This window comes from Streptomyces sp. CA-251247, assembly GCF_050952975.1.
Lineage (GTDB): Bacteria > Actinomycetota > Actinomycetes > Streptomycetales > Streptomycetaceae > Streptomyces > Streptomyces achmelvichensis.
Genome location: NZ_CP191861.1, coordinates 104063 through 130081, shown reverse-complemented (window position 1 = coordinate 130081; position 26019 = coordinate 104063). Strand labels below are relative to the sequence as shown.

Below are 26019 nucleotides of genomic sequence, written 5' to 3'. Positions count from 1 at the left end.
CGCTGGGTGCTGAGAACCAGGATTTCTCAGCGTTCGACCCGGGCACGTGGCGCGGAGACCGCTGCGGCGGTCGGTGGCGGGAGTGGGCCGGGTCCGGAAGCCGGATAAGGGGCTAGATCCAGCCGATCGCGTACCGGAATGCGATCGACTGGAGAGCGGGCGCACGCCAGGGGCGGGTCGCCGCGAGGTGTCCCCGTGTGTCCGCTGCCAGGTGGAGGCTCGAGCGCAAGGACATGATCAGCTCCTCTGCACCATGGTGGCTCAGTGGTCCAGCCACTGGATGGTCGAATCCAGTCATTCACACATGTGCGTGAACCGTCAAGATTGCGGACACGAGGGCATGGTGCTGCAGAGCTTGTTGATCGTTTGACCATCAGGTGCGGTCTCTTCGCAACCGGCGCCTGCCGCAAGCGAGTTGGATGAGCAGGTGCGGAACTCTCCCTGAGTGCCACCATGGTGAAGGTGTTTGCGGTGGGCGAGCCGGACGGAGTGGCCTCTTGATCGCAAGCAGCCGGTGCCGCCGCCTCGGCAGGGCCGGGACCCATGGCGCTGGACGTCTCCACAGGTCGTGCTGAGAAGATCAGTGGCGTACGGTCCGAGCCACCGGGACATCGTGGCCGGCCGGTGGAACGAAGGAATGAGGACAGAGGTGTCAGTGGAACCGATCTCCCGGGAATCTGCGGTCGACCAGCTCGAGCGACGTCTGCAGGAGGACATACTCGGAGGCCGGTACGCCGTGGGCACCCTCCTTCCTCCGGAACGTGAACTGGCCGCCCGGTACGGCGTGAACCGGAACACGCTCAAGCATGCGTTCGTGCGACTCGTCCAGGTCGGTCTCGTGGAGACCCGCCACGGTGTGGGCACGCGTGTCCGGGACTTTCACCGGCTGGGCAGTGCGGATCTGCTTCCGGCCCTCGTCGTCGCGTATCCGGCATGGCTGGCCGAGGTCTTCGAGGTCCGGCAGAGCGTGGGCGCGCTGATCGCGGTCCGGGCGGCGACGGAGTCCTCCGCGGAGGATCACGCGAACCTGCGGCGGCAGGTGCAGGCGGTCGGTGCGGCGCAGTCCGTGGACGACACACAGCTCGCCGACGCCGAGTTCCACCGCCTGCTGGCCGTGGCCTCCCGCAACCGGGTCTACACCCTGCTGACGAACACGCTGCTGAACGCGTACCTGCCGTTGCGCGCTGCTCTCTCGAAGCCCTTCCAGGACGCGAAGGTGGCTGCGGCACGGCTGGAGCCTCTCGCGGAGGCCGTGTGTACGCGCGACACCCAGGCCGCCCGCGAAGCGTCCGAGGCCTATATGGCGGAGACCGAACGCTTGATGACTGCCGGCCTGACGTAGCCGTCGTGAACGAGGAGGGTGCGGAGCAAGCCTCCCAAGAGCATCCCGCGGCCGAGGAACAGTCGCCGTGCGATACTCGCCCGCATGGATTTTCGGCTGGGCCGGCGTCACGCTGTCGTGCCGGTCATGAGTGCCGGCGTGCTCCTGGCGGGCATGAACGGCTCGACGGCCGCTCCCGTTCCGGCAGTTGCGCCCGTGACGCTCACCATCGGTGCCCCCGCGACGTACGTCATGTACTCCGCGGACGAGGGTGCGAAGGCGCTCAACAACAGTTTCACCGTGCCAGTGGGCGTCACCGGGAAGGGAGGTGCGGAAGCCAGGAACATCAAGCTCACCATTGACGTGTCGGCGCTGTCGGGTACGGCACGGCTCGGCAAGTCCAACTGCCAGCGGCACAACCAGGTGTTCACCTGTGACTACGGCTCCCCGAACGACGGCGAGAGCATGACGCCGTTCACCATCAGTGGTGTCGACGGAGTGAAGCCGGGCGACGGCGGCACCATCAGGTACACCGCCTCCGCCGACAATGCGTCCGCCGTCACCGCTACGACCCGGATGCAGGTCGGCGGTCCGCTGCTGGACCTGCGCGAGCACCCGCCGGTCCACGGAGTGCGTCCCGGCGGAACGGTGCGCATCACCCCGGCCTTCGCCAACCACAGCCGGTACGCCGCGGACAAAGGCGTGTCGATGAAGATCCACTCGTCCCACCGGGGCCTCACCTTTGCCCGGGAGCACGACAACTGCTTTTACAACTCCGGTGCGCCCGACGCTCGTTCGGACTCCGCCTGGTGCGTCTTCCCCGAACCGGTCGCACCGGGAACGGCCTACGCGCTCAGCACGCCCCTCGCCGCCACGGCCGGCACCAGCGTCCTGGCCGACGCGCTGGTGTACGAGGTGTCGTCCCAGCCGGCGAGGGATGCCGACCACACCGTGCGTGGCAAGGGCGCCCCCCTCACGCTGACGCGCGTCGCCGACGAAGGATTCGGCGTGCAGCGCTCCCCGAACCGTGTTGTCGAGGTGCGCACCACCCAGCAGGCCGACTACCGACCGGTCACGGGGACAGTTACCGGAAGGGTCGGCGACACCGTCCGGGTCGCCCTCGGCGTACACAACCAGGGCCCGGGCGATCCCGGCGATGAGCCCGGCCGTTTCGAGGTGATCCCGCCCGAGGGCACGACAGTCACGTCCGTTCCCTACGTGAGTGACGACAACGGACCCGACTGGGTCTGCGACAGGCCCAAGAATCCGTCCAGGGCGTTCATCTGCGATCTCGGCACGGACTCCTTCGGATGGCTCGCGCCGGGACGGGAAACCACCATCGAATTCCACATCCGGATCGACAAGAGGGTGGCCGGTGCCCGTGGCCGGATCCGGGCCGTGGGTGCCTTCGACCGCACGCACACGAACGACACGGCGGCCATCCTGGTAGACGCGAAACCGGCACCTCCGCGGTCGCCCCTGATCTGGGTCGCGGCGGCGGGCACGGTGGTCGTCGCGGGGGCCGCATGGCTCCTGATCCGCCGACGAATCCGGCGCTCATAGGCCGTGTTCGGCCAGTCGCCGCTGACCGGGTGATGCCGGGCCGGCTCCCCCTTGATCAGAGCGGTCCCAGTCCTTCAGCCGCCCCCAAAGGGCAGCATTGGCGGCAGCGCGTGGCTTCCCAGGTGTCGGCCGCGGAGAGACCGGCGGGGGACAGTCCGTCCGCGCCGTCTACCAGCGCAAGGACCGGCGAGGGGAAGCCCGGCTGGTGTCCGGGGGCGGATGCCGGGCCGCGCGTTGATCCAAAAGTTGTCTGAACCACTCGGCTCGATGTCTCTGTGCCGTCTTCCACGGTTCACCGCAAACCGATGGGATGCGCATGGCTGGTTCAACAGGGGAGGCGTCAGTGAATCTTGTCGTGAACGGTGACGCGGAGAGCGGGCCCGGAGGGTCCGCGGAGCCCGTTCAGGGGGTGACGGGGTGGGTCGTGCGTGAAGGGGCGCCCGCGCTCATCGCCTACGACCTCGGGGGCGGGTACCCGATGCCGTCCGACCCCGGGCCTGCCGGCCGGGGAAGCCGCTTCTTCTCCGGCGGGAACAGCCCGCGTACCGCCCTCGTCCAAGACATCGCCCTGCCCAGCCGGGGCGCCACGGGGCGGGCGGCCGTCGACGCCGGCCGGGTCCGCTACACCCTCGCCGGATGGCTCGGCGGATACGCGGCGCAGGAGGACGGCGCACGGCTGTCCGTGGAGTTCCGGGACGCCAAGGGCACCCCCGTCGCCCTGTCCGTCCTCGGTCCCGTGACCGTCGCCGAGCGCGGGTCCCGTACCGCACTCCTGAAGCGCACCGCGTCCGCGACGGTGCCGCCCGGCGCACGCACCGCACGTGTGCTGCTCGTCTTCACCCGCAACGGCGGCGGCACGTCCAACGACGGCTACGCCGACGCCGTATCGCTCACCTTGACCGCCACGGCGCAGGCTCACGGGGGACAGAAATGACCACGCTCAACCGACGGGATCTGCTCAAGGCCGCCGGCGCCGCCGGCGCCTTCAATCTCGCCTGGCCGCTGAGTGCCGGCCTCTCGCCGGCCCAGGCCCGTGAGGCCGCCGAAGTGCTCGGCGCCGACTACGATCCCCCGCCGTTCACCCTCGGCGTCGCGTCCGGCGACCCACAGCCCAGCAGCGTCGTGCTGTGGACCCGGCTCGCGCCGGAACCCCTCGCCGCCGAGCAGCGGTTGCCCGAGATCGTCGAGGTCGACTGGGTCATGGCCACCGACCCGCAGCTCCGGCGTGTCGTCGCCCGCGGCACGGCCCCCGCTTCCGAGACGCTCGGCCACAGCGTCCACGTCCCGGTCTCCGGGCTCCGAGCGGGCACCCGTTACTGGTATGCCTTCAAGGCCCTCGGCAAGACGAGCCGGGTGGGCAGGACCAGGACCGCGCCCGTCGGCCCCATCTCCTCCGTGCGCTTCGCGGCCGCCAACTGCCAGGCGTTCCACGACGGTTTCTACGCCGCTCATCGCGCAATCGCCCGCGAGAACGTCGACTTCGTCGTCCACCTGGGCGACTACATCTACGAGCACGGCCAGGAAGGTGGCGTCCCCGCCGAACACGTCCGCGACCACGAAGGCCCGGAGATCTTCACCATCGCCGACTACCGCCGCCGCCACGCCCTCTACAAGGGGGACCGCTCCCTGCGCGAGGCCCATGCTGCCCATCCTTGGTTCCTCACCTGGGACGACCACGAGGTCGCCAATGACTACGCCGGCACCGGCGGCGACGCCCCGTTCATGCAGCGCCGTGCGGCCGCGTACCAGGCCTGGTACGAGAACATGCCGCACCGTGACGCGGGCAATTCCGCCCTGCCCGACCCCGAGATCCACCGGGTCCGCCGCTGGGGCAATCTGCTGGAGCTGACGGTCCTCGACCTGCGCTCGTACCGCTCGGAAAGGAACCTCGCGGACGGCACGATCCTGGGCGCGGGCCAGAAGGCGTGGCTGAAGCGGGGGGTCGACCGGGCGCCCGACACCTGGCACGTCTGGGCCAACTCGATCATGCTGAGCCAGTTGCGCGGCCGTCCGGGCGGCTCGTACATGTTCACCGACCAATGGGACGGCTACCTCGCCGAGCGCAAGGAGGTCCTGAACCACGTTCACAGCAGTGGCATGGAGGACTTCGTCGTCATCACCGGCGACTGGCACTCGGCATTCGTCGATGACGTCCGGCCCGACTTCGACGATACGTCCTCGCCGGTGATCGGTACGGAGTTCACCGCCCACTCCGTGACCTCGGGTGCGTACTCCCCGGACTGGAACGCGGCCAACGGCCCACTCATGGGCGCGGCGAATCCCCATCTGAAGTACTTCGAGGGCAACCGCTACGGCTACGACGTCTACGAGGTCACCCCGAAGCGCTTCAGCTCCCATATGCGGGTTGTCGCCGACCGTCGCGACCCGGCCTCGCCGGTCACGACGCTGACCACGTTCCATGTGGACCGCGGGAAGGTCGGTTCGTACGAGGACCTGGCCACGAAGAACTCGCCCGCCCAGTGGCGCAGGGACTCCTGACGCAGGGCGCACCGGTGGGCGGTTCCGGTGCGCATCGGGCCCTGGCGGACTTGCACGCCGTGCATACGGACCAGCCCCCTCTCTGGCAGCAAGGGAGGGGGCACCCCCGCCACCTGACAGGGGGGCGTCGATCAGCGATCGTCCTGGATCCCGACCCGGGGGCCAGTACGAAGTGATGCGATGCGCTGCGCCGACGTCCGGTGGCCATCCGGTCGGGACGGTGCCTCATGCCAGCGCATTCACTGCGGCTGCGAAGACGCGTGGCAGACGTTCGGCCGTGGGCACGATGTGCGGTGCGAGCGCGGGTTGTTGTCGGGCCCGCACCAAGAGTTCCGTCAGCAGGCGGTGGCGGCGGGTCGCGGTTTTCCAGTCGGTCTCGTAGCGCCATGGTGTGCCTCGGCGCACGTTGTGGACCAGGGCTTCGGCGCCGGCGAAGGCGAGGGAAATGCCTTCGCCGGTGAGCGCGTCGACGTATCCGGCGGCGTCGCCCACGAGCAGGACCCGGCCCCGGAATCGGGCGCGGGCCGTTTGGCGGAGCGGCCCTGCGCCTCGCACCCCGGTCGCGGCCGCTTCAGCAGGGAGGCGGGCGGCGAGCTCGGGGAAGTGCGCCAGTTGGGTGTCGAAGGGGGCGCGATGGGCGGTCAGCAGGGCGACGCCCACGAGTTCGGGGCCGAGCGGGGTGACGTACGCCTCCGCATGCAGCCCCCAGTGCACCTCGACATACGCGGACCAGGGCGGCACAGCATAGTGACGGCGGAGCCCGTACCGTGGTGTGCCGGAGGGTTGCACTCCCAGGCCGACGGAGCGGCGCACCGGTGAGTGCAGTCCGTCGGCGCCCACCAGCCACTTGGCGCGCAGACCCGTGCCGGGGACGGAAACACCTGTGGAGTCCTGTTGTACGTCCTCCACTCGCACGGGCAGTACCGGCACACCCTCCTTGAGAACGGCCCGGTGCAGGGCGCTGTGCAGGCTGGTGCGGCGCACACCGAGGCCGGGGCCTTGGCGGAACGATGCCTGAACCTGACGTGGGCCCTGGACATAGCGGATGCCGGTGATCGTGTGGCCGGCGACCTGCAGACCGAGGGCGGTGAGGGCGTGGACGGCGCCGGGCATGAGTCCCTCACCGCACGCTTTGTCGACCGGCGCCTGACGTGGCTCTGCGACGACGGTGTCGAGACCGGCGCGCGCGGCGTAGAGGGCGGTCGCCAGTCCTGCCGGCCCGCCTCCCGCGATCAGCAGGTCGTGGCCGCCGTTCACGCGGGCAACGCCTGTGCGAGGGCCGTGTTCTCGCAGCGGAGACGCACCGTGAGCAGCATGGCGTTGGCCAGAGTGAACACTGTCGCGGTCAGCCAAGCGGAGTGAACCAGGGGCAGGGCGGCGATCTCCACCACGACGGCGACGTAGTTGGGGTGACGGAGGAAGCGGTAGGGTCCGGCGCTGATCAGCCGCGCTCCGGGAACGACGATGACGCGTGTGTTCCAGTACGGCCCGAGTGTGGTGATGCACCACCAGCGCAGTGCCTGGGCCAGCATGGCCAGCGTCAGCATGGCCCATCCCAGTGCGGGCAGGAACGGGCGGTGGGCGACCATGGGTTCGAGGAGACAGCACACGAGCAGGCCCGTGTGCAGCGCGACCATGACCGGGTAGTGACCGCGGCCGTACTCCACACCGGCGCGAGCCAGGGTCCATTCCCCGTTGCGCCGGGCGACGAAGAGTTCGGCGACACGTTCGACGGCGACGGCCAGGACGAGAAGCGTGAACCAGTTCATCTGGCCGCTCACCAGCGCAGCAGGACGAGTTCGGAGCAGAACCCGGGCCCCATCGCCATCAGCAGGCCCCAGGCACCGGGCTCTGGCCGACGGAACTGCCAGGTGTTCTGCAGGATGTGCAGCACGGAGACGGACGACATGTTCCCTGCTGTCGCGAGTGAGTGCCACGCGCTGTCCAGGGCGTCGTCGGGCAGGCCGAGGGTGTCGGTCACCGCGGCGAGCACCTTGGGACCTCCCGGATGGCACACCCAGGTCTCGATGTCGTCGATGGTGAGGTCGTGTTCACCCAGGAACGCGCGCAGGTGCAGGCCGAAGTGGTCCCGCACGATGCCAGGGACACCGGCGTCGATCACGACGCGGAACCCGCTGGCGCCGATGTCCCATCCCAGGAGCTGTTCCGTGTCCGGATACAGGCGGCTGCACGTCGCGACCACTGAGGGTCCGGCTCTGCCCGGCTCGCTGGCGGCGCCGTTGGCGCAATTGCTTCCGCGTGCAATGAGCGCTGCCGCGCCGTCGCCGAACAAGGCGCCGGCGATGAGGTTGGCGGGGGAGTGGTCACGCTGCTGGAGCGTCAGCGAGCACAGCTCGACGGTGAGGAGTACGGCGGTGTCGTCGGGATGGCCGCGCAGGTAGTCGTGCACCCGGGACAGCCCGGCTGCCCCCGCAACGCACCCCAGCCCGAACACCGGCAGCCGCTTGATGTCGGGCCGCAGCCCCACACGTCCGGCGAGACGGGCATCGAGTGACGGGGCGCCGATGCCGGTGATGGAGGCGCATACCAGCAGGTCGACGTCGGCCGGCTCGAGTCCTGCATCCTGTAGTGCGCCGGTGAGGGCTTCCTCCCCCAGTTCGAGGCCCGCGGCCATCCAGGCGTCGTTGCACTGACCGAAATCGCGGAGGTCGGAGTATCGCTCGATCGGCAGGGTGAGGTGGCGCGTGCGGACGCCGGCGGACGCGTGCAGGCGACGCAGCACAGCGCGGTCGGCCCCCGGGGGCAGGCACAGGTCACCGATCGGTTCGGTGAGGTCGTCCTGCGCGTAGCGGTGCGGCGGCAGTGCGGTGCGCACGGCGGCGATCTTGGTGGCCTTGGGGGGCGTGGTCGGCCGGGGCGGCGCGGTACGGGCGGAGAAGGCATCAGCACCGGTGATGACGGGGACACGCATGTCGGTAATGCCTTCCTCGGGGTACATGACTTATACCTGCACTCGTGTCTCTACACCCGTCCGAGGCCCTTGCCTCCACGACACACCGCATCCCGGCGCTGCTGCGCTCCTGCCACCTGGAGCCGGCGCTGGCCGTGACCGTCTTCGTGACCGCGCTGGCGCTGGCCTCCGGGCGCGGGTTGGTCGGTTCGGCGGCGGTGGCAGCAGCGGTACTGGCTGGTCAGCTCTCGGTCGGCTGGTGCAATGACGCGGTCGACGCACGACGCGACACACTCTGCAGTCGCCGTGACAAGCCGATGGCCTCCGGTGAACTGCCGAGCCGCGTGGTGGCCGTTGCGGCCGGCACGGCGCTGGGGCTGTGCGTGCCGCTGTCCCTGCTGAGCGGCGCGGCCGCGGGCTCGGCGCATCTGGTCGGCACCGCCGCAGGCTGGGCGTACAACCTGCGGCTGAAGAACACCGTGCTCTCCCCGCTGCCTTACGCCGTGGGCTTCGGCTCACTGCCCGCCTTCGTCACCCTTGGTCTGCCGTCGTCTTCCTGGCCGGCCTGGTGGGCTTTGGTGGCCGGCGCACTTCTCGGCGTGGGCGCGCACCTGGTGAACGTCCTCCCGGACATCGAGGACGATCTCGCGACCGGCGTGCGCGGACTGCCGCAGAGGATGGGGCGGGCAGCCTGCCGGTGGCTGAGCCCGCTTGTGATGCTGGCGGCTGTCAGCGTGCTCGTGGCAGGGCCGCCCGGGCCGCCGGCGGCTGTGGACTGGATGCTGGCGACGGCTGCCGTGGTCATCGCCGTGTCCGGCACGGCCGCGCCGTCGGGAACGCGGAGCCGGTGGCCGTTCCGGGCGGCGATCGTGGTCGCCGGCATCGCTGTGGCACAGCTCCTGCTGCGAGGGGCGGACATGGTCTGAACAGAACCGCACCGCAGCCTGAGCGCACGACATTCCGCCCGTCGGTCGACCTGGGCCTCTCGTCTCGCCGGCGGCAAGGGGCTGCGGAAGGCCAGTGGTGGTCGCCGACCGGCAGAGCGGACAGCCCGTGCGGACGCTCGCCGGAGCGAAGGCGGTCAAGGGCCAGGCGGTACGTAGGACCATTGACCCCAGGGCGCAGCGGGCCGGTATTGGTACTGCTGGCGAAAACGGCACCGCAGCACAATCGTGTTGACCGCCCCCGGCAGGCAGTGCTTGAGTCGGCGCGTGGAGAGCATTTCTGCCAACCGGCAGTTCTGGAACCGGATCAGCAGCGCCTACCAGCAGGAGCACGACCCGCAGATCGGCGCAACGCCCCGGCTGTGGGGCACGTACGCCATCCCCGACGCGCACCTGCACGCCCTGGGCGACGTCACCGGCAAGCGCGTCCTCGAACTCGGCTGCGGCGCCGGCCAGTGGTCCAGGGCGCTCGCCGCTGAGGGCGCCACCGTGGTCGGGCTCGACCTGTCCGAAGCCCAGCTCGCCGCGGCGGCTCGCGCGATGGGAGCGGCCCGCTACCCGCTGGTGCAAGGCGCCGCCGAACACCTCCCGTTCGCCGCCGACAGCTTCGACCTGGTGTTCTGTGACTACGGCGGGCTCAGCTGGGCGCCCCCGCACCTGGCCGTCCCGCAGGCCGCACGCATCCTGCGCCGCGGGGGGCGCCTGGTGTTCAACGTCGCCAGCCCATGGTTCGAAGCCTGCTACGACGAAGCCGCCAGCCGCGTCACCACGACGCTGCACCAGGACTACTTCGGGCTGGACACCATCGCCGAAGACCAGGACGCGGTCAGCTATCAGCTCACCTACGGCGACTGGATCAAGGTCCTGCGCGGCGCAGGTCTCGTCATCGACGACCTCATCGAGCCGCGGCCCGAACCCGGAACAGCCAACGGCTACAACCAAACCGACCCGCCTGACTGGGCACACCGCTGGCCGGCAGAAATGCTCTGGGTAACCCACAAGCCGTAAGCACCGCCGGACCGAGACGTGAAGGTATCCCCTCCCCGGTTGGCCCTGGAAGATCCTGTCCCACGTGCCATCCGCCGACCAGCGTTGGTGCCGCTCATACACGGTCTTCCACGGACCGAAACGCGCAGGCAGATCCCGCCAGATCCCGCCAGGGCACACCCGTGTGTTGTCGGTACAGGATCCCGTTGATGATGCTGCGATGACTGGCCCACCGGCCGCCGCGCAGCCCTGATTTCGGCAGGTGCGGCTTCAGCCGGACCCACTCCTCATTCGTGAGATCTCCCGTCCCGCGACCGTGCCAACGAAACGCCCCCCCCACAGTCACAAGATCCGCCGGACAGGCCCTCGTGCGAAGCTGTCGGTAAGGGCGCACTCGGCGCGGCGTTACGCCGTCGGCTGGAAGATGCCGATGACGGGTGCGGAGGTCGAGGTCCGGGTGGCATCGATGAACCATTCCCGCCCCAGGATCACTCCGAAGACGGGGGACGGTAGCCGAATGAGCGCCTTCATGACCGGGGCCAGTCGACCGGTACCCGATACCTGGGATCGGTGTGCGGCGAGTGCTCGTTGCTTTTGGCGGGCGAAGCGGCGTGCGTCGACCTTGTGCGTGATGGTCGAGCGCGCGCTGTAGGCGGTGCGGGGAGCCACAGCGTCGTGGCGCAGGGGGATCCTCAATCGATCCACCAGCTTGAGCGCTCGGGCGATGAGGTCGCGCGGAAGGGTGGCCTCAAGTACCTGATGCACCCCGGCGAGGGCGGCAGCGCGTCTGCCGACCTCGTGGACCCTGACGTGGTCCCGGTGGCCGTAACCACCGTTGGCGTCGTAGCTGAGGAGCACATCAGCGGTCTCCTCCTTGAGGATGGCGGCCAGTCGCTCTGCGGCTTCCTCGGGGTCGGCCCGTACGAAACGCGCCCGGTCCGGCGGATCGGGATAGAGCACCTTGCCGTTGCCGCTGTCGGCATATCCGAGGTGAACAACGCGGGCAGCTCCCAGGACGGCCGCACTCGCGCGCAGTTCACCCATGCGCGGCGACTCTCCTTCTGCCGCGGGTCCCATCAGACCGTCGGTGGCGACGACGATCACCACGCGATGCCCCTCGGCGGCAACGCGCGCAAGCGTGCCGCCCGTCATGAGCACCTCGTCGTCGGGGTGCGCATGGAAAGCGAGAACGGTTGCCATAGAGCCTCATCCTGCACCAGACGGGACCTGTCCCGCTGAACCACGGCAGCCGGTCCGCTGCCACCACTGCGCTCAGGACTTGATCCATCCCAAGAGGCGCCCGCTCCGGAGGGCGACTCCGCGCACGTGAACCCGTCTGGTCTGGATATCTGTCTCCCAGGTGAGAACGGTTTCGGAACTTCCCCACGCCCGGACGGCCAGAGCGTTGATGCGGGCTTCAACGACACGCAAGTGACGACCTATCCGCTGGATGGCCAGATTGATGCCACGCAGCCACACGACGGCAAGGAGGAGCAGGAGAACGGCGACGTACATGCTCGGACCATCGAAGGTGAACTTGTTCGCCACCACCAGCACCGCGGAGACGACACCAGCGAATCCGATCATCTGCATGCGTGCTGCGACGCGTTGGGTGACCTCTTCACGCAGGGCCCGGTACTCCTCGAGCAGGACCATGATCTCCTGCTCGCACCGATGCCGGGAGAGTTGCGCAGCGGTGTCCGAGGGATCCGTCCGGCCTGCCGATTCCATCTGTCCCCCCAAAAGGTTCAAGCCGGCCCCGCGGAAGCGGACAACCGCACCGCTCAGGGAGAGTCGCTACGGGCATCCGTCAGGACCAGGATGCTTGCAGGCGGGCCTCAGCCGGCAGGGCGTGCGGGGGGCGCATAGGGGCCCGATCGAAGGCGTGTTGCGCAGCACGGTGAGGAGGCCGTCCTCCTCGGTGGCCAGGACCCGGACTCGAACTGGGCCGGCCAGGAGGACTGGAAGGAATGGTGTGCACCACTCGGGGACTGAGTGCCCACCGTCCCAGCAGTCGACTCGGTTGCTGGGACAGCGGGCTGCCCTCTTGCGGGCGCAATGGTCTCTCACATGGCGCAGGGCTGCAGTGCAGGCAGGGGGTTCGTCTCGTTGTAGATGTCCTTGTCGCTCATCCACCCCCACTCGCCGTTGTCGGCCTGGGTGTAGATCCAGCGGTAGGGATGGGGGGCGCCGGCTCCCGAACCGTTGTTATAGATCGGGTGGTTGCAGTCGCTTCGCCCGTTGAACCAGCTGGTTGTGGTGTTCATTCGGCCGACCAGCCGCTTGGTGGTGCCGTCGACGCCTTCCCAGCGGTAGACCCCGGCACCCCCCACGTTGTTGCACCACCATTTCGTTCCGCTCTTCCAGCAGCCGGGAGCGGCCTGGGCGGTGGTGGCGGGGATGACGGCGATGCCCGCCCCGAGGGCGAGGACCGCCAGGACGGATTTGATCTTGGAAACTCTCATGCCCGGAGCTTGGCAGCTCGGCGTCCTGAAGGGACCCTGAGGCGACTCAGGGTGCCCGGGCCACGGTGGTGCGACGAGGCCGGTACCCGGTGGCGCAACTGCCCTGCCCTGCGCCCCCACAGGTGCGGGCCGGACGCTCACGCGGGTTTTGAGTACGCCAGTGCTCCGTCGTGTCAACCTGACGGTGCCAAGGGTGGCCAGAGGCCCAGTCGGCACTAGGGTGCCGCGTGGAACGGGCGGGCGAGCGGCTTCGGAAAGGCAGACATTCAATGCACGTCAGTGGGGGATCCCCAGCCGCGCAAGCTCCCATGGCGGTTGCAACTCAAGCCGGCAGGCAGCTTGGCATCCTGCCTCGGCTGGTGACGGTGAATGGCGTGCTGTGGCTGCTTCTGCTGCCCACCGCCGCTGTGCTGGTGGGTGACGGAATCTCCACGTCGTCCTCCGATGAACAGGTGGGCCTGTTCATCGGCCTTGTCGTTTTCCTCGGAGGCGCTGCCCTGGTCAATGCTCTGTTGTCGCTGGTGATGGGCAGAGCGCTTGCCCGGGTCGAAGGACCGAAGGCGGCACGCGGGTTCGCGGCGGGTGGGCTGCTGCAGTTCACCGCGGCGGTGAGTGGCACTGTCACGTTCGGCCGGTGGGACGCCTGGACCGAGGAATCCATGTGGTGGACGGTCAGTGGGCTGGGTGTCGTGTGGCTGGCCTACGGATACGGCCACCTCCAGCAAGCACGCGCTGCCCGTCGCATTGCCCCACGAGCGTGGATGGTCCACGCCTGGGCCGCCTTCGGTGGGCTCTTCTGGCTGCCAGTGCTCGGCTTCGAGCTCGACCTCGACGACTACGGGCCCGCCGGTATCGTGCTGGGGATCGTGCAGGCTGTATGTGGACTGGCATTCCCGATGGTCGTGGGGATCGTCTGGCTGCGCTACGCGGCCGGCCTGCGCCGACTCGTGAGAAACGGTCCCACCCCCATCCAGTAGCTCCGGCCGACAAGCCAGGGCCGGCCCAGGGCGTCACGGAATGCCCCAGGCAGCTTGAACGTGCTGTGCCCACCGTGTTCGAGGAGTGATGGCATCACGGCTCAGGGAGGTGCCAAACCCTTGCGGGGTTTCGAATCGCGCTGTGATCTCATTTCCCCTCCGCGGCCTGACCGCACGGTCGTGCGTTAGAGTTCCCATCGCAGGTGGGGGAGTGCCTGCCGTGAGAATGCGCGGGAGGGGCTCATGCGTTCTGTACTCGTGCAACCGCCTTCAAGACACGGTGAAAGTAGCGTTCTTGAATTGGCGCCTGGACAGTCCTTGCGCTTCGGGCGAGGTGTCGACGGAGGGAACCGAAGCGGCACTGAGAAGCCCGCGCTGGACGTCTTCTTGGACCACGATTCGGTACCGCGGCTCGCCGGACAGATCACCGCAGCCGACACCTTCTGGACGCTCACCAATTTCAGCCGCGAGTCCACGTATGTCGTCGAGAACCCGGAAGGCGGCGGCGAGTTCATCAAGGTGCCGCCGCTGCGACATGCCGCGCCCGTACCCTTCGAGATATCGCGCGTCGTGCTGCCCACGGCACCAGAACTCCTCTCCTTCCATGTATACGCGCCGATGCACAACTTCGTTGAGGAATGCAGTCTTGAATCGTTGAGCGGTGAAATGACGCTGTCGTCCTACCCGTTGGACACCTCCGCCAAATACTTTCTGGTCCTCGTGGCTCTGTGTGAGCCGCGACTACGCGATGAATGCCATGTCGAAGTGCCCGGAGTGGAAGCCGTGGTAGAGCGACTGCGGACACTGCCTGCGTGTCGCACCATCAACACCGGCGCGGTGAACTTCCATATCGACTACCTCGCGCGGAACAAGCTCCGGATCAAGCCGACGCGCCGGGACAACCGGCCGGACCGCTTCAATGCCAAACGGGACATGCTGGTCTCGGTCGCCCTCCGGTTCAACCTCGTCCGAGAGGAACACCTGGCGTTGCTGCCCAGCCGTGTTCCGCGCTCGTCCGCGAGTTGACGGTCGTGGCCGGCGGACAGTGGCCCACGGTGGTCGAGCCAGGGTATCGAGTGGGGGACTGGGTCATTGAGGAGGGGATCGCCGCCGGCAGCTGGGGCAGCGTCTACGCCGCCCGCTACTCACCACGCCGCCCGATCCGTGAAGGGGCCGATGACGAGGCGTTCAGGCCGCAGTCGGCCGCTCTGAAGTTCCTCCCCACGGGAACGCTGACCACTCGTCACCTCCAACACCTGGAGGACATGGTCAGCAGAGAGTTGCGAGTCCACGAGTCCCTCACGCACCCGCGGCTGATCCGCACATTCCAGTCGCTGGTCATCGATGACCCGGCACGCCCACGCCTCGACGGGGCTGTCGTGGTTGTCATGGAACGTGCGGCCGACTCTCTGGCGAATCTGCTCCACCGATGCGGAACGGCACCACTGACGAACGGCGCAGGCCTGCTCGAGCAGATCTGCGAAGGCTTGACGCACATGCACGGCGCCGGCTGGGTGCACGGGGATCTCAAACCCCAGAACGTGCTGGTCATGGAGGATGGCTCCGCGAGGCTCGCCGACTTCGGTCTCGCAGCAGAACTCGACGGTACTCACGCCTATCTGCCACCGGCAGGCTCCCCGGACTATGTCCCACCCGAGCGTTGGACCGAGGAGTTGGGCGAGCACGGTACCGCCGTTCGCACGACAGCGGACATCTGGGCCTTCGGTGTCACCGCCCACCAAGTGCTGTCCGGCCGGATGCCGTTCCCCGGCGCGACAGGGGCCGCCCGCGCAGCGGCGGCGGCCGCCTATGCGTCGGGGGCCGGTGAACTGAGGCTCGCCCACAGCCTCTCCGAGGGCTGGCGCGCTCTCATCGAGGACTGCCTCCAGCCGGACCACGAACGACGTGCCCGGCATGACGCCGCCTCATTGCTCGCACGCGTTGCTGTTCTGAAGACGGGTGCGGACGAGGATGAGAACCTTGGTGTACGTCCACAGCGCAGAGCTCAGAGGTCTGCCCCCAGACGCCTGCTGCTCGGGATCGCTGGGCTGATCACAGCCGGCCTCGTCGCGGCGGCCGCAGTCCTCGCCGCCGATTCAGGCCAGGATCGCAGCGACACGTCACCGCCGATACCCACGGAATACCGGCCCGACCTACTGCGCACCGGAACAGGCATACCGCCGATGTACCGGAAGCTGATCGTGCAGGCCGGCACCGCGTGCGATGCCGAAGGTGTCAGCCCGGCACTGATCGCCGCCATGCTCAAGGTCGAGAGCAACTTTGATCCAGCCCTGCGTGATCCGGCCAAGGACGAATTCGGCATCGCCCGCTGGACGCCTCGCGTGCTTCAGTTCCACGCCCCCAACAGCCCACCGGACGCAGCATTCTCACCCGCCGTGGCCATTCCCGCAGTCGGGAGGATGCTGTGCTGGCTCTCCCCACGCCTGCAAGGCGACTTCAAAGACGACCGCGCGTTGGTGCTGGCGGCTGCCTACCGCACTTCTGCCACGACGGTGAACAACGCCGATGGCATCCCGGCACTTCAGCGCACCTACGTGGAGAAGGTGAAGCTGTATATGGGGCGCTACACGCCCGCGAAGCCGTCGTAGCGATCCGTCGGCGGCGCTGTCTGCCGTCAGCCCTTCAAGAACCTCGAGCGACCCAGCCATGGCAGTGGAGCGTGTGCCGGCCAGGCCGCCGCCGACCTGGGCGGCCCGAGTCTGGATCCCGGGGTTGAGGGGCGCGAGTCCCGGCTTCTTACGCGTGGGGTCCTTCGCCGGACAAGATCGTGTGGGCTCGCGTCAAAGGAGTGGGTCCTCGGTAACGCGGGCCAGCAGCGCGCGGGCTTCTCGAATGCGGGGGTGTTGGGGATGGAGGAACTGTTCGCAGGCACTCAGCGCGTGACGGGCTGTGGCTTCCGCCTCGGCGCGTCGGCCCAGACCGTGCAGGGTTGTGGCCGTGACCATGTCCTGAATTCCACTGAGACGGCGGTGGCCGCCGCCCGGCACACGACCCTGTAGGCGCCCGAAGCTTCAACATGAGCGGTGGCCAGGCCCATGCAGGCGTGGGCCGGGCGAAGCGGATCGTCGGCTCTCGGGATCACCGGCTGGGCCGGCCAGGATGCCTGTTCAGGTTGAGTCCACGTCGGCGAAGAACAGGTGGTGGTCCGAGTGCGAGGTGGGATGCACACGGTGCTCACGTGGGGCGATGCCCCGCAGGAAGATGTAGTCGAACTTGGACTGCCAGTCGGTCGTCGGCTTGCAGGTGCCGATGGACGAGGGATGGCACCGAGGGTCTGCATCCGCGGCCAGTGCCCATATCCGGGCGAGTTCGGGAGCGCCCGGCACGGCGTTGAAGTCGCCGATGACGATCGCGCGGTCGTGCTGGGCGACTTCGGCGGCGAGCACGCGGGTCTGCTCTGCTCGGACTGCTTCCTGGCGTCGTTGGGCGAGGTGTGTATTGAAGACCCGGACATGCCTGCCGCCGACCAGGGTGGTGACTGCCATGTATCCCCGGTCTTCGGATCCTCCATCGGGGTATTCCACGTGGTGGCGGTCTGTCATCGGTGCCGCTGAGAGGATCGCCTGGCCGAAAGCCCCCGGACTCCACGGCATTCCCCCGCAGCGGTTCCAGTTCCGAAGAACCATCCCGTACTCGACGTGGTAGACCAGCCCGTGAAGCCTCTTCAGATTGTCGCGGATCCTCTCGACGTCACGGACGCAAGCTTCTTGAAAGCCGATGACCTGGGGCGCATGCGTGGCGATCTCCGCCGCCCGGTCGACGTTGCTCTCCTCGCAGGGGTTGCAGATGTTCCACGTCATGACCCGGTTCGGTACGACATCCTTGGCGGCTTCGACGGGCAGTGACCTGGCGAAGAGGCCACCGCTTGGTGCACTGGGGCCGACAAGCACCACGCAGGCCACGATCACGGCGCCCGCGAACAGCCGCCTGCCTCTTCCGAGCACCATCGCCTCCTTCGAGTGGAAACGCATGGCCTCTGACGTCTCCATCCACGAGGTTATGGGACGGGGAGTGTCAACAGCATCTCCGGTGTGCGGGTCTCGCTACGCGCTTCGGAGCAAGCCACCTCGACCACGTCGACCTGGATCGTGCCGCAGCACCTACGCACCGGTTGCTGTGCCTCCCGTGCGGAGCCAATGACCATCCACCCCAGGAACATGACACATTAGGGCTTTTTGATCTTGTCGCCGCCTGTACAAGGTGCCCCCGTGCCCGGCGCCCGTCAGGACCGGTTCAGGCGCTCTCGATCTTTCCGTCGCCCGGTGCTGAATCCGGGCCGCGGACTCGCCGCCCCGCGAGCGGGCCAGGCCCTTGAGCAGCTCGGCCAGGTCGACTTCCGTCCTGGAGCAGAGCAGTTTCATGCCCTGAGTCCCATTGTCGGTGAACTGGCGGGAGAGGGGGCTCGCCCCGTCCGTGTCGAGATGACGGTCAGTTCCGTCGAACGAGCTCAGCGGGGCTCGGCGGCCTCGGCGACGACCTGGGGGAGCGCCGCGACGAGCGTCTGGAGGACCGCCGCGTCCCCCGTAGTGTGCGAAGGCGTCGGCCTTCTTCGGCATGGCCTCGGCCTCGGCGGAGATCGCGCAGCTCACCGCGCCCTGAGTGCGCGACCTTCAGCGCCCGGAACGACGAGACCTCCGAGGCCGGGTTCCTTGACTCGAATGCTCGTCTTCAACTGGTCGCTGGCTACTGCCTGTGGCGCGGCCACGCACGGAATGCGCGTGCTGCGGCTACGCCGGCTGATGGGTTCCATGCCGTGGGTGTGGTGGGTTGGGGACCGATGACGGCGGTCAGCAGGTCCTCTGTGACCAGGCAGTCCGCTGCGACGAGCGCTTCGATCGCCGCCGTCGGCGGTGGTGCCTGCATGCCCGGTGAGTCCTTGGTGTACTCGGTGACGAATTCCACCGTCATCTCCGGGCTGAGCGCGGGCAGTCCCACGCTGGCGAAGCCGTCGTCGGGCTCGTACTGTGCGCACTGCCAGCGCCCGTCCTCGTAGCCGTAGACGAAGCCCACCCACTGCCCGGCTTCCTGTACGGCCCGTAGCGGCGGCTCCCACCAGGCGGGCGCGCCGGCCAGGAGGTCCGTCTCCTGCTGTTGGAAGTACTCGGCGGCGGGGCCGTAGTACGTGTTGGTGTACTCGTGGTCGTGGCCGACGAGTAGGGCCCGCCCGTCCTCGAAGTGGTGCAGGTCGAGCCAGTTGCCGCCACCGTCGTCGTAGTGCCAGCGGGCGTCGTCGGCGCGGCAGCCGTCTCCCCAGCCGCGTGCCGCGAGTACGGCGGCGAGGGCGGCCCAGCGGGGACGGAGTTGGGCAGGGGTGGGGATGTCCAGCGTGATGAGAGCCATGCGGCACACCCTTGCACGCGGTACTGACAAGGCACGGTCGGCAGGCGCGGGGCCAAGATCCCATCGCATGACACTGTCCCTCTGCCATGAGCCGGTTGGTCTTGACTGCACGCGGAGGACGGGAGGAAAGGGGGAGATCGGGTTCCCCTTCCCCGCGGCTCGTGCGGGTGGGACGGCGGCTCAGCCGGTGATCTGCCGGGGCGATCCCTCGCCGATGGTGATCTTGCGGTGGCTTGGCGCGTTAGGCGATCGGGATCCGCAGCGTCAGGACGCCCGCGTCGTAGTCGGCCGTGATGCGCTCGGTGTCGAGGGTGTCGGCCGGCACGAGCCGGCGGGAGAAGACACGGCACACGATCCGTATGGGCCGGGACTGCGGCCAGGGCCACTTCTGTCTGGGCAGCAATGCGGGCTGCTGGTAGTGGCCCAGCCTCACCTGCCAAGAATGCGAATGTTGTCGCCCCGCCGCCCGTCGCTGTCCAGACAGATATCGAACAGCACCTTCTGGCCTGCTATTAGCTCGCATTCTTCCTGCACCGCACGAGCTTCTACGTGCACCTCGCCTTCGAATCCGTAGGGCTGAATCACCCCCACACCCCGCCGGACATCAAACCACAGAACTTTACCCAGGGGCATCGGATGGCACCTCGCACTGAGAGGCATATGATGACAAGGGATGCCTGTTCAGGTGCCCCTTTATGAACGCCAGAACAGGGGTTCCGTGACTCAGGTCCGACCAGGGCAATTGTGCATCAGACTCCTGCACCAAGTGCATGGGATTCTTTGCTCTATCCGACCGAGCCGGGTTTGCGGTGGTGCCACCAATGCTGCGACCTTGACCCTCGTGCAGCACGATCGAGTGCACCCTCAATGGCCGCTGCGGGGAAAAGGGTGCCCGCATCATCGGGCGGAGTGAGCCACAGTAGCGGGCCGCCTTTTCGGTATGGAGACGGCACGGCGATCCAGGAGCCCACGGTTAGGTGCCTCACTCCCGCTCCGGCCCAGCGTGTCAGCGGTTGGAGCGGCAGGAGTAGCGTAATCCGACCCCGGAGGCGGTCGAGCATGGCGGGGCCCGTTGCGCTGTGCGGCATGCCAGTCAGTTCGTCCAGCACGGCGCGAGCGAGGGCCTTGGGAAGGATTGCAGCGTCCCACATTCTTCCGGTAGCCAATAGAGCCATCCCGTGTTCTCCCGCGCGCCATTCGCGTCTGCAGGCGGCCGGATCATCGGCGGCAGCCGAAAGCCAGAATTCTGCCTTGTGCTTCCGCATTGAAAAGTCCTTCCGGAGGCAACTTCACGGCTTGAGTTTCAGACTCTGCAGCAGATGAGCCCTGGTCAGGAAGGGTGGCGAACCCTGGCGAATGGAATGACTCAGCAACCCCTATTATCGTATGTGTCCGCCGGTAGTAGTAGATAGGGGCTTCGTTCGAATGGGAGTACCGCTCGCGGCGTCGAGCGAGTCTGAAGAGATGCCTATGCGTGCGTTCGGGTGGTGCTGCGCCGGTGCGGGAACCGCAGGTCCTCACCATGGCTTCCTGACCTCCGACAGCCCCTTCCGGCAAACAGGAGGTTCTCGTGGAATCCTGGAACTGCTCTCCCCGGGCGGCGACGGTCTCGCACATCGATGTTGACCCGTACCTGTTCCCGGGTGCTGATGCCTTCCATGTCGAGCCGCCAGGCATCTCGCTGCGCGAGTCAGGTGACACGGACTGGTCGCCGATCGATCCATGCGAGCAACTGCTGGCGGACTCGCTGGCGCCCGATCCGCGCGACCGGGTGGCACGCCCGGTGCGGGCGCCGGAGCGCCGTCGCCTGGAACTGCATGCGACGCTGACTGTGGCAGGCGTCGCGCCGGCCCCCGGGGACCTGCGGGCCATCGACGCACTGTCTCTGCTCGACGACGAAACGAACCTGACACTTCAGCGATGGATCACCGACTCTCGCTGAAGCTGATTCCTTGGCGAGGCCCGGCCGGGCACCTGACCAGCCGCTTCGCTGTGGACGGCACCCTCACTGCCTCGCGCATCGCGAGCTGGATTTCCCGCACGTCCGCTGATCTCAAACGCTCGACACCGCCCACCTGTCTTTCTCGTATTCCTGCTCACGCCTGGCGGCGCACCTGGCATTTCTGCGGATGTCGCGGACGGCGCACGGCGGAGTCACTGAGGTTTCCGCCGTGCGCCGTCATCCTTTGTGAGGCTTCAATGCAGTGTTCTGACCAGCCCTCGTGTCCCTTGGGCACCGCGCTTGCACCCGAAATGCGCGGGGTGTTCACCAAGTTCAACCGTAAGGGCCTGGCGAGCTGTACAAGGTCTCGGGGCTGTCGGGGACAGGGGTGTATTGCATGGAGCCGTGCCGGCGGTGGCGGCCTGCCCGGCTCGCGTCGTACGCCGGTACATTCGGCATCAGTCGCCCTTCGGCGGCAAGCATCTGTGCTCGCAAAAGCAGGTCTTTGGAGTTCATGCCGAGTTCTTCCGCCACGGTCTGAAGATCAAGGCCGGATTGGCAGCTCCACTGCAATACGGAGTCCATCCCGGGCGTCCAGGACACCGGGGCATCCGAAATGCCACTCTCCACCACGGGCGGATGGGCAGGCGTTACTGCTTCCGGGCGCGGATGGGGCACATGGGCGGGCACTGGATCGGCATGCGGCTCCCATACGGGATCCGGGACGGGTTCAACCAGCGGGGCAGGCATTTCTGCCAGAGGACTGAGCAAGTGCTCGGCGACAGCCCGGGCATCCTCCTTGCCAACCGTGCGACGTGCGACGCGCACCTCGCGTTCGTTCAACCCCATCAGGTCGGCCACCGCCCCGTCGCTGCCGACAGTCACGGCAAACGCGGCCAATGCCCGCGTCCGGCTGGCCAACGCCTCATCCATCACCGCCTGCGCCTCGCGCACTCGATCATTCGTACTGCAGAACGCCTCAGCCAGAAGCGTGTTGCGTTCCCATAGTTCACGTGGCTCCACGCAGACACCAACGTTTCTGCACCGCCTGAGATACCCCATCGCGGCCATATCACTCAAAGTGCTCATTTGCAGCCCTGGACAGCAGCTGATCATCACAACCGATCGTCAGCCCAACCCGGTGCCACGCTGCCATACGGACTACCGCCCAGCCTCGGCTCCTCCTCGACCACAGTGTTGCGCCGCTGGCGCCGACCACCACGCCCCAGTGGCGACCCTTGCCCGTGTCGATGCCGACAGGGGGCAGGCAGGGGACATAGCCGCTTTCGGCGCTTCGCATCAACTTCTCCTGCACTACATCGAATAGGAGTCAGATGATCGACTACGTGAATCCGGCTGCTTCGTAGGGCAAGTTGGCCGCTGTCCGGTCCCGCTCGCTTCCGGGTGGGGCGTCGTCGTCCACTAGAGAATCGCTCCCCTCGCCCCCAGCCCGGCAAGAGTGTCCAGTGCCGATCCGAGCATGACCTCGTCCCCACGCCGTCGGTTCCACGCTGATCCGACACAGGACACCGATGCACCACCGAAAGGCCGACAACGGCCTCGGCAACGAGAGTTCCGTCTTGGCGGGCTTCCAGGCGACGCGTGTCGTCGACTCGAGTAGAGGAATCAGCTGTGTGACGTCGTGCCGGTTGCCACGGGTCGGGGAGGCCGCCAACGGAGTGCCATGGCGGTCGACGATCACATGGTGCTGGGATCCGGGGCGGCCGTCGGCCGACAGGCGAAGGGCCGACGTGAGCCCTCTTTCAACGCCCTGACGTGGGAGCCGTCAATCGCCGAATCGTCCATGTCCAGGCAGGCCCACTGTCTGAAGCTTGGCCAGCGGCACTCGTGCAGGTGGGGCCAGACGCCAGCTCGCGTCTGCCTCGGTTTCTGTCAGGACGGCGGCACCTACTGGGACCACGTGGTGCAGGACGGTCAGGTGTGCCGGCGGGAGGAGCCGCCAACCGTGATCACGGGGGAGGGGTAATGGGAATGGGAAGGGGGAACGGGTCGTTATGCTGGTTGCTATCCGTAGGACGTAGATCGAGGAGTCATAGACGTGGTGGGTGACGACGACATTTCCGGGTGAGATCCGGATCTGACGGCCACCGGCCGGCGCTCAGGAGCGCTGCCGAAGTGGTCCGTTTCGTCGTACCCCTTTCCCACGTCTGCCCAGGGCAGAGGTCAACGCTCTGCCCGCTGCTTCTCCGAGGTCATTTCCATGTCCGACGCTGCCGTCGTCTGCTCGAACGTCTCCTTCGCCTGGCCCGACGACACCCCCGTCTTCCACGACCTGTCATTCACCGTGCCGCCCGGTCGTACGGGCCTGGTCGCGCCCAACGGCTCCGGCAAGAGCACTCTGCTCAAGCTGATCGCCGGTGAGCTGAAGCCCGCCACTGGCTCGGTGTCGGTGAACGGCGTGCTCGGCTACCTCCCGCAGACCCTGCCCCTGACCAGCGACCTCACCGTCGCCGAAGTACTCGGTGTCGCCGCGGTGATCCGCGCCCTGGACGCGGTCGAGTCCGGCGATGTCGACGAGAAGAACTTCGCCACCATCGGTGACGACTGGGACATCGAGGAGCGCACTCGCGCCCAGCTCGACCGTCTGGGCCTGGCCGGCCTCACCCTGGACCGCAGTCTGAGCACGCTCAGCGGTGGCCAGGTGGTCTCCCTCGGCCTCGCCGCCCAGTTGCTCAAGCGCCCCGACATCCTCCTGCTCGACGAGCCGACCAACAACCTCGACCGCCAAGCCCGGCACAAGCTCTACGACGTGCTGTCGGACTTCAACGGCAGTCTGCTCCTGGTCAGCCATGACCGCGCACTCCTCGACCGCATGGACCGCATCGCCGCACTCGGCAGCGACGAACTACGTCTGTACGGCGGCAATTTCACCGAGTACGAGGAGGCCGTCCGCGCCGAGCAGGAAGTCGCCGAGAAGAACGTCCGCAACGCCGAGCAGGAATTGAAGCGGGAGAAGCGGGAGCTGCAGCAGGCCCGCGAGCGCGCCGAGCGCCGGGCGAGCAACGCCGCCAAGAACCTGAAGAACGCCGGTCTGCCCAAGATCTTCGCCGGCAACATGAAGCGCGGCGCTCAGGAGGCCGCGGGCAGGTCCGGCACGATGCACGCGTCCCGGGTCAGCGATGCCAAGGCCCGCCTCGACGAGGCCGGGCAGGCGCTGCGCGAGGAGCAGCGGCTCACGCTGGAGCTGCCCGACACCCAGGTGCCCGCCGGCCGCAACCTGTTCCTCGGCGAGGGCATGCAGGTCCGCCTCGGCGACAAGGACGTGTTCGCGGCGAGCGGCGTCGACCTGAGCGTCCGGGGCCCCGAGCGCATCGCGCTGACCGGACCCAACGGCGCCGGCAAGACCACCCTGCTGCAGCTGGTCACCGGCGGTCTCGTCCCCAAGAGCGGGGACATCAAGCGCAACGACGGGAGGATCGCCTACCTGTCGCAGCGCCTGGACCTGCTGGACCTGGACCGCACCGTGGCGGAGAACTTCGCCGCGTTCGCGCCGGAGCGTCCCGAGGCGGAGCGGATGAACCTGCTCGCCCGGTTCCTCTTCAGGGGCGCGCGGGCCCATCTGCCGGTGAGGGTGCTCTCCGGCGGCGAGCGCCTGCGCGCCACCCTGGCCTGTGTGCTGTGCGCCGAGCCGGCCCCGCATCTGCTGCTGCTCGACGAGCCCACGAACAACCTCGACCTCATCAGCGCGGGCCAGCTGGAGAGCGCGCTCAACTCCTACCAGGGCGCCTTCATGGTGGTCAGCCACGACGAGCGGTTCCTCGCCAAGATCGGGATCAGCCGCTGGCTGCGGCTGGCCGACGGGGTACTGCAGGAAACGGGGGAACCCGAGGTGTGAGCCGCCGACGTATGACGTGGGCCGCCTCCGAGGCCGTGCGCCCGGCGGGTCGACCACCGATCACGCCGGGACGGTACCCCGTGCCCCAACCCGGTCTGTCGGCCTCGGCGGACGCCGCGTCCCGGACGGTGTCTCGGTCACCGCCGCCCCTGGTCACCCCATGGGCCTGATCGGGGAAAACCGTGTCGGCAACGCCACCCTGCTGCGGCGGATCGGCAGAGCAAGGTGCCGGGCTCTCCGATATGTCCTTCCGGGATCGCGCCGCCGGGTTCCACGCGGATTCGAGGGTGGGCCCCATCTCTTTGGTGAAGGGAAGTGCGGCTGCGCTCCCAGCCCTGCCGGTGCAGTTGGTAGTGAGCGAGCCGGTGACCAAGGCCCGCACATACGCGCCGGGACCGTGCCTGCTGGATCTGGCGATCGGCGAGGGTGCTGTCCGGGTGAGCGTGTGGGACAGCAGCACCACGCTGCCGTCGGCGGTGGCGACCGGACCCGGACTGCGTCGGTCGGCACGGCCTGGAGATCGTGACGACGGTGTGCCAGAGCTTCTGCGTTCAGCGGGAACCTGTGGGGGCCGGGCTCGCCATCCGCTCGTCAGTGGATGCCTGGGTCAACGAGCTGGTTCTACTCGGGGTCGGGTGTGGTGGCGATGAGGATCTGTGCGGCCTCGGTGATGTTGTCTGCGCGGACGGCGCGGGCCATCGCTTCGCGGGCGGTGTCGGCGGTGGTGTCCGGGGGAACCACGAGCAGGGCGAAGTGGTCGTTGTGGCCGCGGGTGATGAGGATGGTGTCGTCGCCGACCGGGTCGGAGTCGAGGTGGACGACCTGGTCGTCGATGACCAGGCGGGTGGGGAGGCCGTTCCAGGCGGATGCGTCCACGCCGACCCGTGTGATGGGCCCGAGGTACTCGGTCAACGTGCTGATCAGCGCGGGCAGTTCGGTCTTGATGTCGCGTGTACGGGGCCACCACGCACCGTCCAGGAGGCCCTCCCGGGACCGAGTGGTCTCCAGTCGAAGCAGGGCCGTACCCGGGTTGACCGCCTGGTGGATCGCATCCGGAAGGAGCAGTGGGGGTCTGGGGGGAATCTCGGAGTCAGCCATGTGATCCGCCCGTCTACGGAGTACGGCCGTGCCTCGTCCCAGGCCGGCACCGTTGCCCGGCCGTCGACGTACGCGAGCCCGCCGTCGTTTCACGG

23 protein-coding genes and 2 pseudogenes are annotated in these 26019 nt (G+C 68.0%); 11 read left to right on the top strand and 14 right to left on the bottom strand.

All coding sequences use genetic code 11. The annotated features are described in order from the left end of the window. Window positions 1–112: 112 nt before the first annotated feature. The gene (locus tag ACQPWZ_RS00645; RefSeq protein ID WP_340471109.1) at window positions 113–235 is read right to left on the bottom strand and encodes a hypothetical protein; all 123 of its coding nucleotides are present in this window, start codon (window positions 233–235) and stop codon (window positions 113–115) included. Between the two features lie 414 nt (window positions 236–649). On the opposite strand from ACQPWZ_RS00645, the gene ACQPWZ_RS00640 reads away from it, so the two are divergent. From ACQPWZ_RS00640 to ACQPWZ_RS00625, 4 genes are all read left to right on the top strand, one after another. After that, window positions 650–1342: a FadR/GntR family transcriptional regulator gene (locus tag ACQPWZ_RS00640; RefSeq protein ID WP_383234299.1), complete on the top strand. Its 693-nt coding sequence runs from the start codon at window positions 650–652 to the stop codon at window positions 1340–1342. Window positions 1343–1468: 126 nt separating this feature from the next. Then, window positions 1469–2884 carry a hypothetical protein gene (locus tag ACQPWZ_RS00635; protein WP_433570242.1) on the top strand — a complete coding sequence of 472 codons (1416 nt, stop codon included), beginning with the start codon at window positions 1469–1471 and terminating at the stop codon, window positions 2882–2884. A 343-nt stretch (window positions 2885–3227) separates the two neighbouring features. Next, window positions 3228–3818, top strand: coding sequence for a phosphoesterase (locus tag ACQPWZ_RS00630; RefSeq protein WP_433570241.1), 591 nt, complete (start codon window positions 3228–3230; stop codon window positions 3816–3818). Continuing rightward, window positions 3815–5383 (top strand): alkaline phosphatase D family protein, encoded by a 1569-nt coding sequence (locus ACQPWZ_RS00625; protein ID WP_433570240.1) that lies wholly within the window; start codon window positions 3815–3817, stop codon window positions 5381–5383. Before ACQPWZ_RS00630 ends, ACQPWZ_RS00625 begins: the two co-directional genes overlap by 4 nt. Before the next feature lie 225 nt (window positions 5384–5608). Here the strand turns inward: ACQPWZ_RS00625 and ACQPWZ_RS00620 are convergent, their stop codons facing one another. Genes ACQPWZ_RS00620 through ACQPWZ_RS00610 form a run of 3 tightly spaced genes read right to left on the bottom strand, consistent with a single transcriptional unit; the run spans window position 5609 to window position 8315 of the window. Next, window positions 5609–6640, bottom strand: coding sequence for an NAD(P)/FAD-dependent oxidoreductase (locus ACQPWZ_RS00620; protein ID WP_433570239.1), 1032 nt, complete (start codon window positions 6638–6640; stop codon window positions 5609–5611). Further along, the gene (locus ACQPWZ_RS00615; protein ID WP_433573747.1) at window positions 6637–7152 is read right to left on the bottom strand and encodes an isoprenylcysteine carboxyl methyltransferase family protein; all 516 of its coding nucleotides are present in this window, start codon (window positions 7150–7152) and stop codon (window positions 6637–6639) included. Before ACQPWZ_RS00615 ends, ACQPWZ_RS00620 begins: the two co-directional genes overlap by 4 nt. 8 nt (window positions 7153–7160) lie before the next feature. Continuing rightward, window positions 7161–8315, bottom strand: a complete 1155-nt coding sequence (locus tag ACQPWZ_RS00610) for a type III polyketide synthase (RefSeq protein ID WP_433570238.1) — start codon at window positions 8313–8315, stop codon at window positions 7161–7163. 44 nt (window positions 8316–8359) lie between these two features. Here ACQPWZ_RS00610 and ACQPWZ_RS00605 point away from each other — a divergent pair, with 44 nt between their 5' ends. Beyond that, window positions 8360–9220 (top strand): UbiA family prenyltransferase, encoded by an 861-nt coding sequence (locus ACQPWZ_RS00605; protein ID WP_433570237.1) that lies wholly within the window; start codon window positions 8360–8362, stop codon window positions 9218–9220. Window positions 9221–9505: 285 nt separating this feature from the next. After that, window positions 9506–10246 (top strand): class I SAM-dependent methyltransferase, encoded by a 741-nt coding sequence (locus ACQPWZ_RS00600; RefSeq protein ID WP_433570236.1) that lies wholly within the window; start codon window positions 9506–9508, stop codon window positions 10244–10246. Between the two features lie 45 nt (window positions 10247–10291). Here ACQPWZ_RS00600 and ACQPWZ_RS00595 read toward each other — a convergent pair. The 4 genes and pseudogenes from ACQPWZ_RS00595 to ACQPWZ_RS00580 all read right to left on the bottom strand — a co-directional run. After that, window positions 10292–10565 (bottom strand): annotated as a pseudogene (locus tag ACQPWZ_RS00595) (transposase); the annotation flags it as partial. A 65-nt stretch (window positions 10566–10630) separates the two neighbouring features. After that, entirely contained in the window at window positions 10631–11425 is a 795-nt protein-coding gene (locus ACQPWZ_RS00590) for a PIG-L deacetylase family protein (RefSeq protein ID WP_433570235.1), read from the bottom strand. Between the two features lie 72 nt (window positions 11426–11497). Beyond that, complete coding sequence (locus ACQPWZ_RS00585; protein ID WP_433570234.1) at window positions 11498–11881, bottom strand: hypothetical protein; 384 nt, start codon at window positions 11879–11881, stop codon at window positions 11498–11500. A gap of 410 nt (window positions 11882–12291) precedes the next feature. Beyond that, a complete protein-coding gene (locus tag ACQPWZ_RS00580) occupies window positions 12292–12690 on the bottom strand; it encodes a hypothetical protein (RefSeq protein ID WP_433570233.1) in 399 nt (132 codons plus the stop codon). Window positions 12691–13064: 374 nt separating this feature from the next. Between ACQPWZ_RS00580 and ACQPWZ_RS00575 the strand changes: the two genes are divergently transcribed. From ACQPWZ_RS00575 to ACQPWZ_RS00565, 3 genes are all read left to right on the top strand, one after another. Beyond that, window positions 13065–13667, top strand: coding sequence for a hypothetical protein (locus ACQPWZ_RS00575; protein WP_433570232.1), 603 nt, complete (start codon window positions 13065–13067; stop codon window positions 13665–13667). A gap of 243 nt (window positions 13668–13910) precedes the next feature. Beyond that, window positions 13911–14693 carry a serine/threonine protein kinase gene (locus ACQPWZ_RS00570; protein WP_433570231.1) on the top strand — a complete coding sequence of 261 codons (783 nt, stop codon included), beginning with the start codon at window positions 13911–13913 and terminating at the stop codon, window positions 14691–14693. 50 nt (window positions 14694–14743) lie between these two features. Beyond that, window positions 14744–16276, top strand: coding sequence for a protein kinase domain-containing protein (locus ACQPWZ_RS00565; RefSeq protein ID WP_433570230.1), 1533 nt, complete (start codon window positions 14744–14746; stop codon window positions 16274–16276). Between the two features lie 519 nt (window positions 16277–16795). Here the strand turns inward: ACQPWZ_RS00565 and ACQPWZ_RS00560 are convergent. The 4 genes and pseudogenes from ACQPWZ_RS00560 to ACQPWZ_RS00545 form a co-directional block, all read right to left on the bottom strand. After that, the gene (locus ACQPWZ_RS00560; protein ID WP_433570229.1) at window positions 16796–17677 is read right to left on the bottom strand and encodes an endonuclease/exonuclease/phosphatase family protein; all 882 of its coding nucleotides are present in this window, start codon (window positions 17675–17677) and stop codon (window positions 16796–16798) included. A gap of 694 nt (window positions 17678–18371) precedes the next feature. Continuing rightward, window positions 18372–19028 carry a proteophosphoglycan 5 gene (locus tag ACQPWZ_RS00555; protein ID WP_433570228.1) on the bottom strand — a complete coding sequence of 219 codons (657 nt, stop codon included), beginning with the start codon at window positions 19026–19028 and terminating at the stop codon, window positions 18372–18374. A 180-nt stretch (window positions 19029–19208) separates the two neighbouring features. Then, window positions 19209–19371, bottom strand: a pseudogene (locus ACQPWZ_RS00550) (Hsp20/alpha crystallin family protein); the annotation flags it as partial. Between the two features lie 86 nt (window positions 19372–19457). After that, a complete protein-coding gene (locus ACQPWZ_RS00545; protein WP_405567001.1) occupies window positions 19458–19661 on the bottom strand; it encodes a cold-shock protein in 204 nt (67 codons plus the stop codon). 937 nt (window positions 19662–20598) lie between these two features. On the opposite strand from ACQPWZ_RS00545, the gene ACQPWZ_RS00540 reads away from it, so the two are divergent. Then, window positions 20599–20970, top strand: a complete 372-nt coding sequence (locus ACQPWZ_RS00540) for a hypothetical protein (RefSeq protein ID WP_356706255.1) — start codon at window positions 20599–20601, stop codon at window positions 20968–20970. 333 nt (window positions 20971–21303) lie between these two features. Here ACQPWZ_RS00540 and ACQPWZ_RS00535 read toward each other — a convergent pair whose 3' ends face one another. Continuing rightward, window positions 21304–21924: a hypothetical protein gene (locus ACQPWZ_RS00535; protein WP_433570227.1), complete on the bottom strand. Its 621-nt coding sequence runs from the start codon at window positions 21922–21924 to the stop codon at window positions 21304–21306. Window positions 21925–23191: 1267 nt separating this feature from the next. Here ACQPWZ_RS00535 and abc-f point away from each other — a divergent pair. Next, window positions 23192–24826 carry a ribosomal protection-like ABC-F family protein gene (gene abc-f, locus ACQPWZ_RS00530; RefSeq protein WP_433570226.1) on the top strand — a complete coding sequence of 545 codons (1635 nt, stop codon included), beginning with the start codon at window positions 23192–23194 and terminating at the stop codon, window positions 24824–24826. 621 nt (window positions 24827–25447) lie between these two features. On the opposite strand, the gene ACQPWZ_RS00525 is transcribed toward abc-f, so the two are convergent. Continuing rightward, a complete protein-coding gene (locus ACQPWZ_RS00525; RefSeq protein WP_433570225.1) occupies window positions 25448–25924 on the bottom strand; it encodes a DUF5994 family protein in 477 nt (158 codons plus the stop codon). Window positions 25925–26019 lie beyond the last annotated feature (95 nt).

Coding starts and splice junctions, on each gene's coding strand:
- abc-f (WP_433570226.1), top strand. CDS start 23,192: ATGTCCGACGCTGCCGTCGTCTGCTCGAACGTCTCCTTCGCCTGGCCC.
- ACQPWZ_RS00625 (WP_433570240.1), top strand. CDS start 3,815: ATGACCACGCTCAACCGACGGGATCTGCTCAAGGCCGCCGGCGCCGCC.
- ACQPWZ_RS00645 (WP_340471109.1), bottom strand. CDS start 235: ATGTCCTTGCGCTCGAGCCTCCACCTGGCAGCGGACACACGGGGACAC.
- ACQPWZ_RS00610 (WP_433570238.1), bottom strand. CDS start 8,315: ATGCGTGTCCCCGTCATCACCGGTGCTGATGCCTTCTCCGCCCGTACC.
- ACQPWZ_RS00570 (WP_433570231.1), top strand. CDS start 13,911: ATGCGTTCTGTACTCGTGCAACCGCCTTCAAGACACGGTGAAAGTAGC.
- ACQPWZ_RS00580 (WP_433570233.1), bottom strand. CDS start 12,690: ATGAGAGTTTCCAAGATCAAATCCGTCCTGGCGGTCCTCGCCCTCGGG.
- ACQPWZ_RS00635 (WP_433570242.1), top strand. CDS start 1,469: ATGAGTGCCGGCGTGCTCCTGGCGGGCATGAACGGCTCGACGGCCGCT.
- ACQPWZ_RS00615 (WP_433573747.1), bottom strand. CDS start 7,152: ATGAACTGGTTCACGCTTCTCGTCCTGGCCGTCGCCGTCGAACGTGTC.
- ACQPWZ_RS00560 (WP_433570229.1), bottom strand. CDS start 17,677: ATGGAGACGTCAGAGGCCATGCGTTTCCACTCGAAGGAGGCGATGGTG.
- ACQPWZ_RS00585 (WP_433570234.1), bottom strand. CDS start 11,881: ATGGTCCTGCTCGAGGAGTACCGGGCCCTGCGTGAAGAGGTCACCCAA.
- ACQPWZ_RS00590 (WP_433570235.1), bottom strand. CDS start 11,425: ATGGCAACCGTTCTCGCTTTCCATGCGCACCCCGACGACGAGGTGCTC.
- ACQPWZ_RS00555 (WP_433570228.1), bottom strand. CDS start 19,028: ATGGCTCTCATCACGCTGGACATCCCCACCCCTGCCCAACTCCGTCCC.
- ACQPWZ_RS00525 (WP_433570225.1), bottom strand. CDS start 25,924: ATGGCTGACTCCGAGATTCCCCCCAGACCCCCACTGCTCCTTCCGGAT.
- ACQPWZ_RS00545 (WP_405567001.1), bottom strand. CDS start 19,661: ATGCCCCTGGGTAAAGTTCTGTGGTTTGATGTCCGGCGGGGTGTGGGG.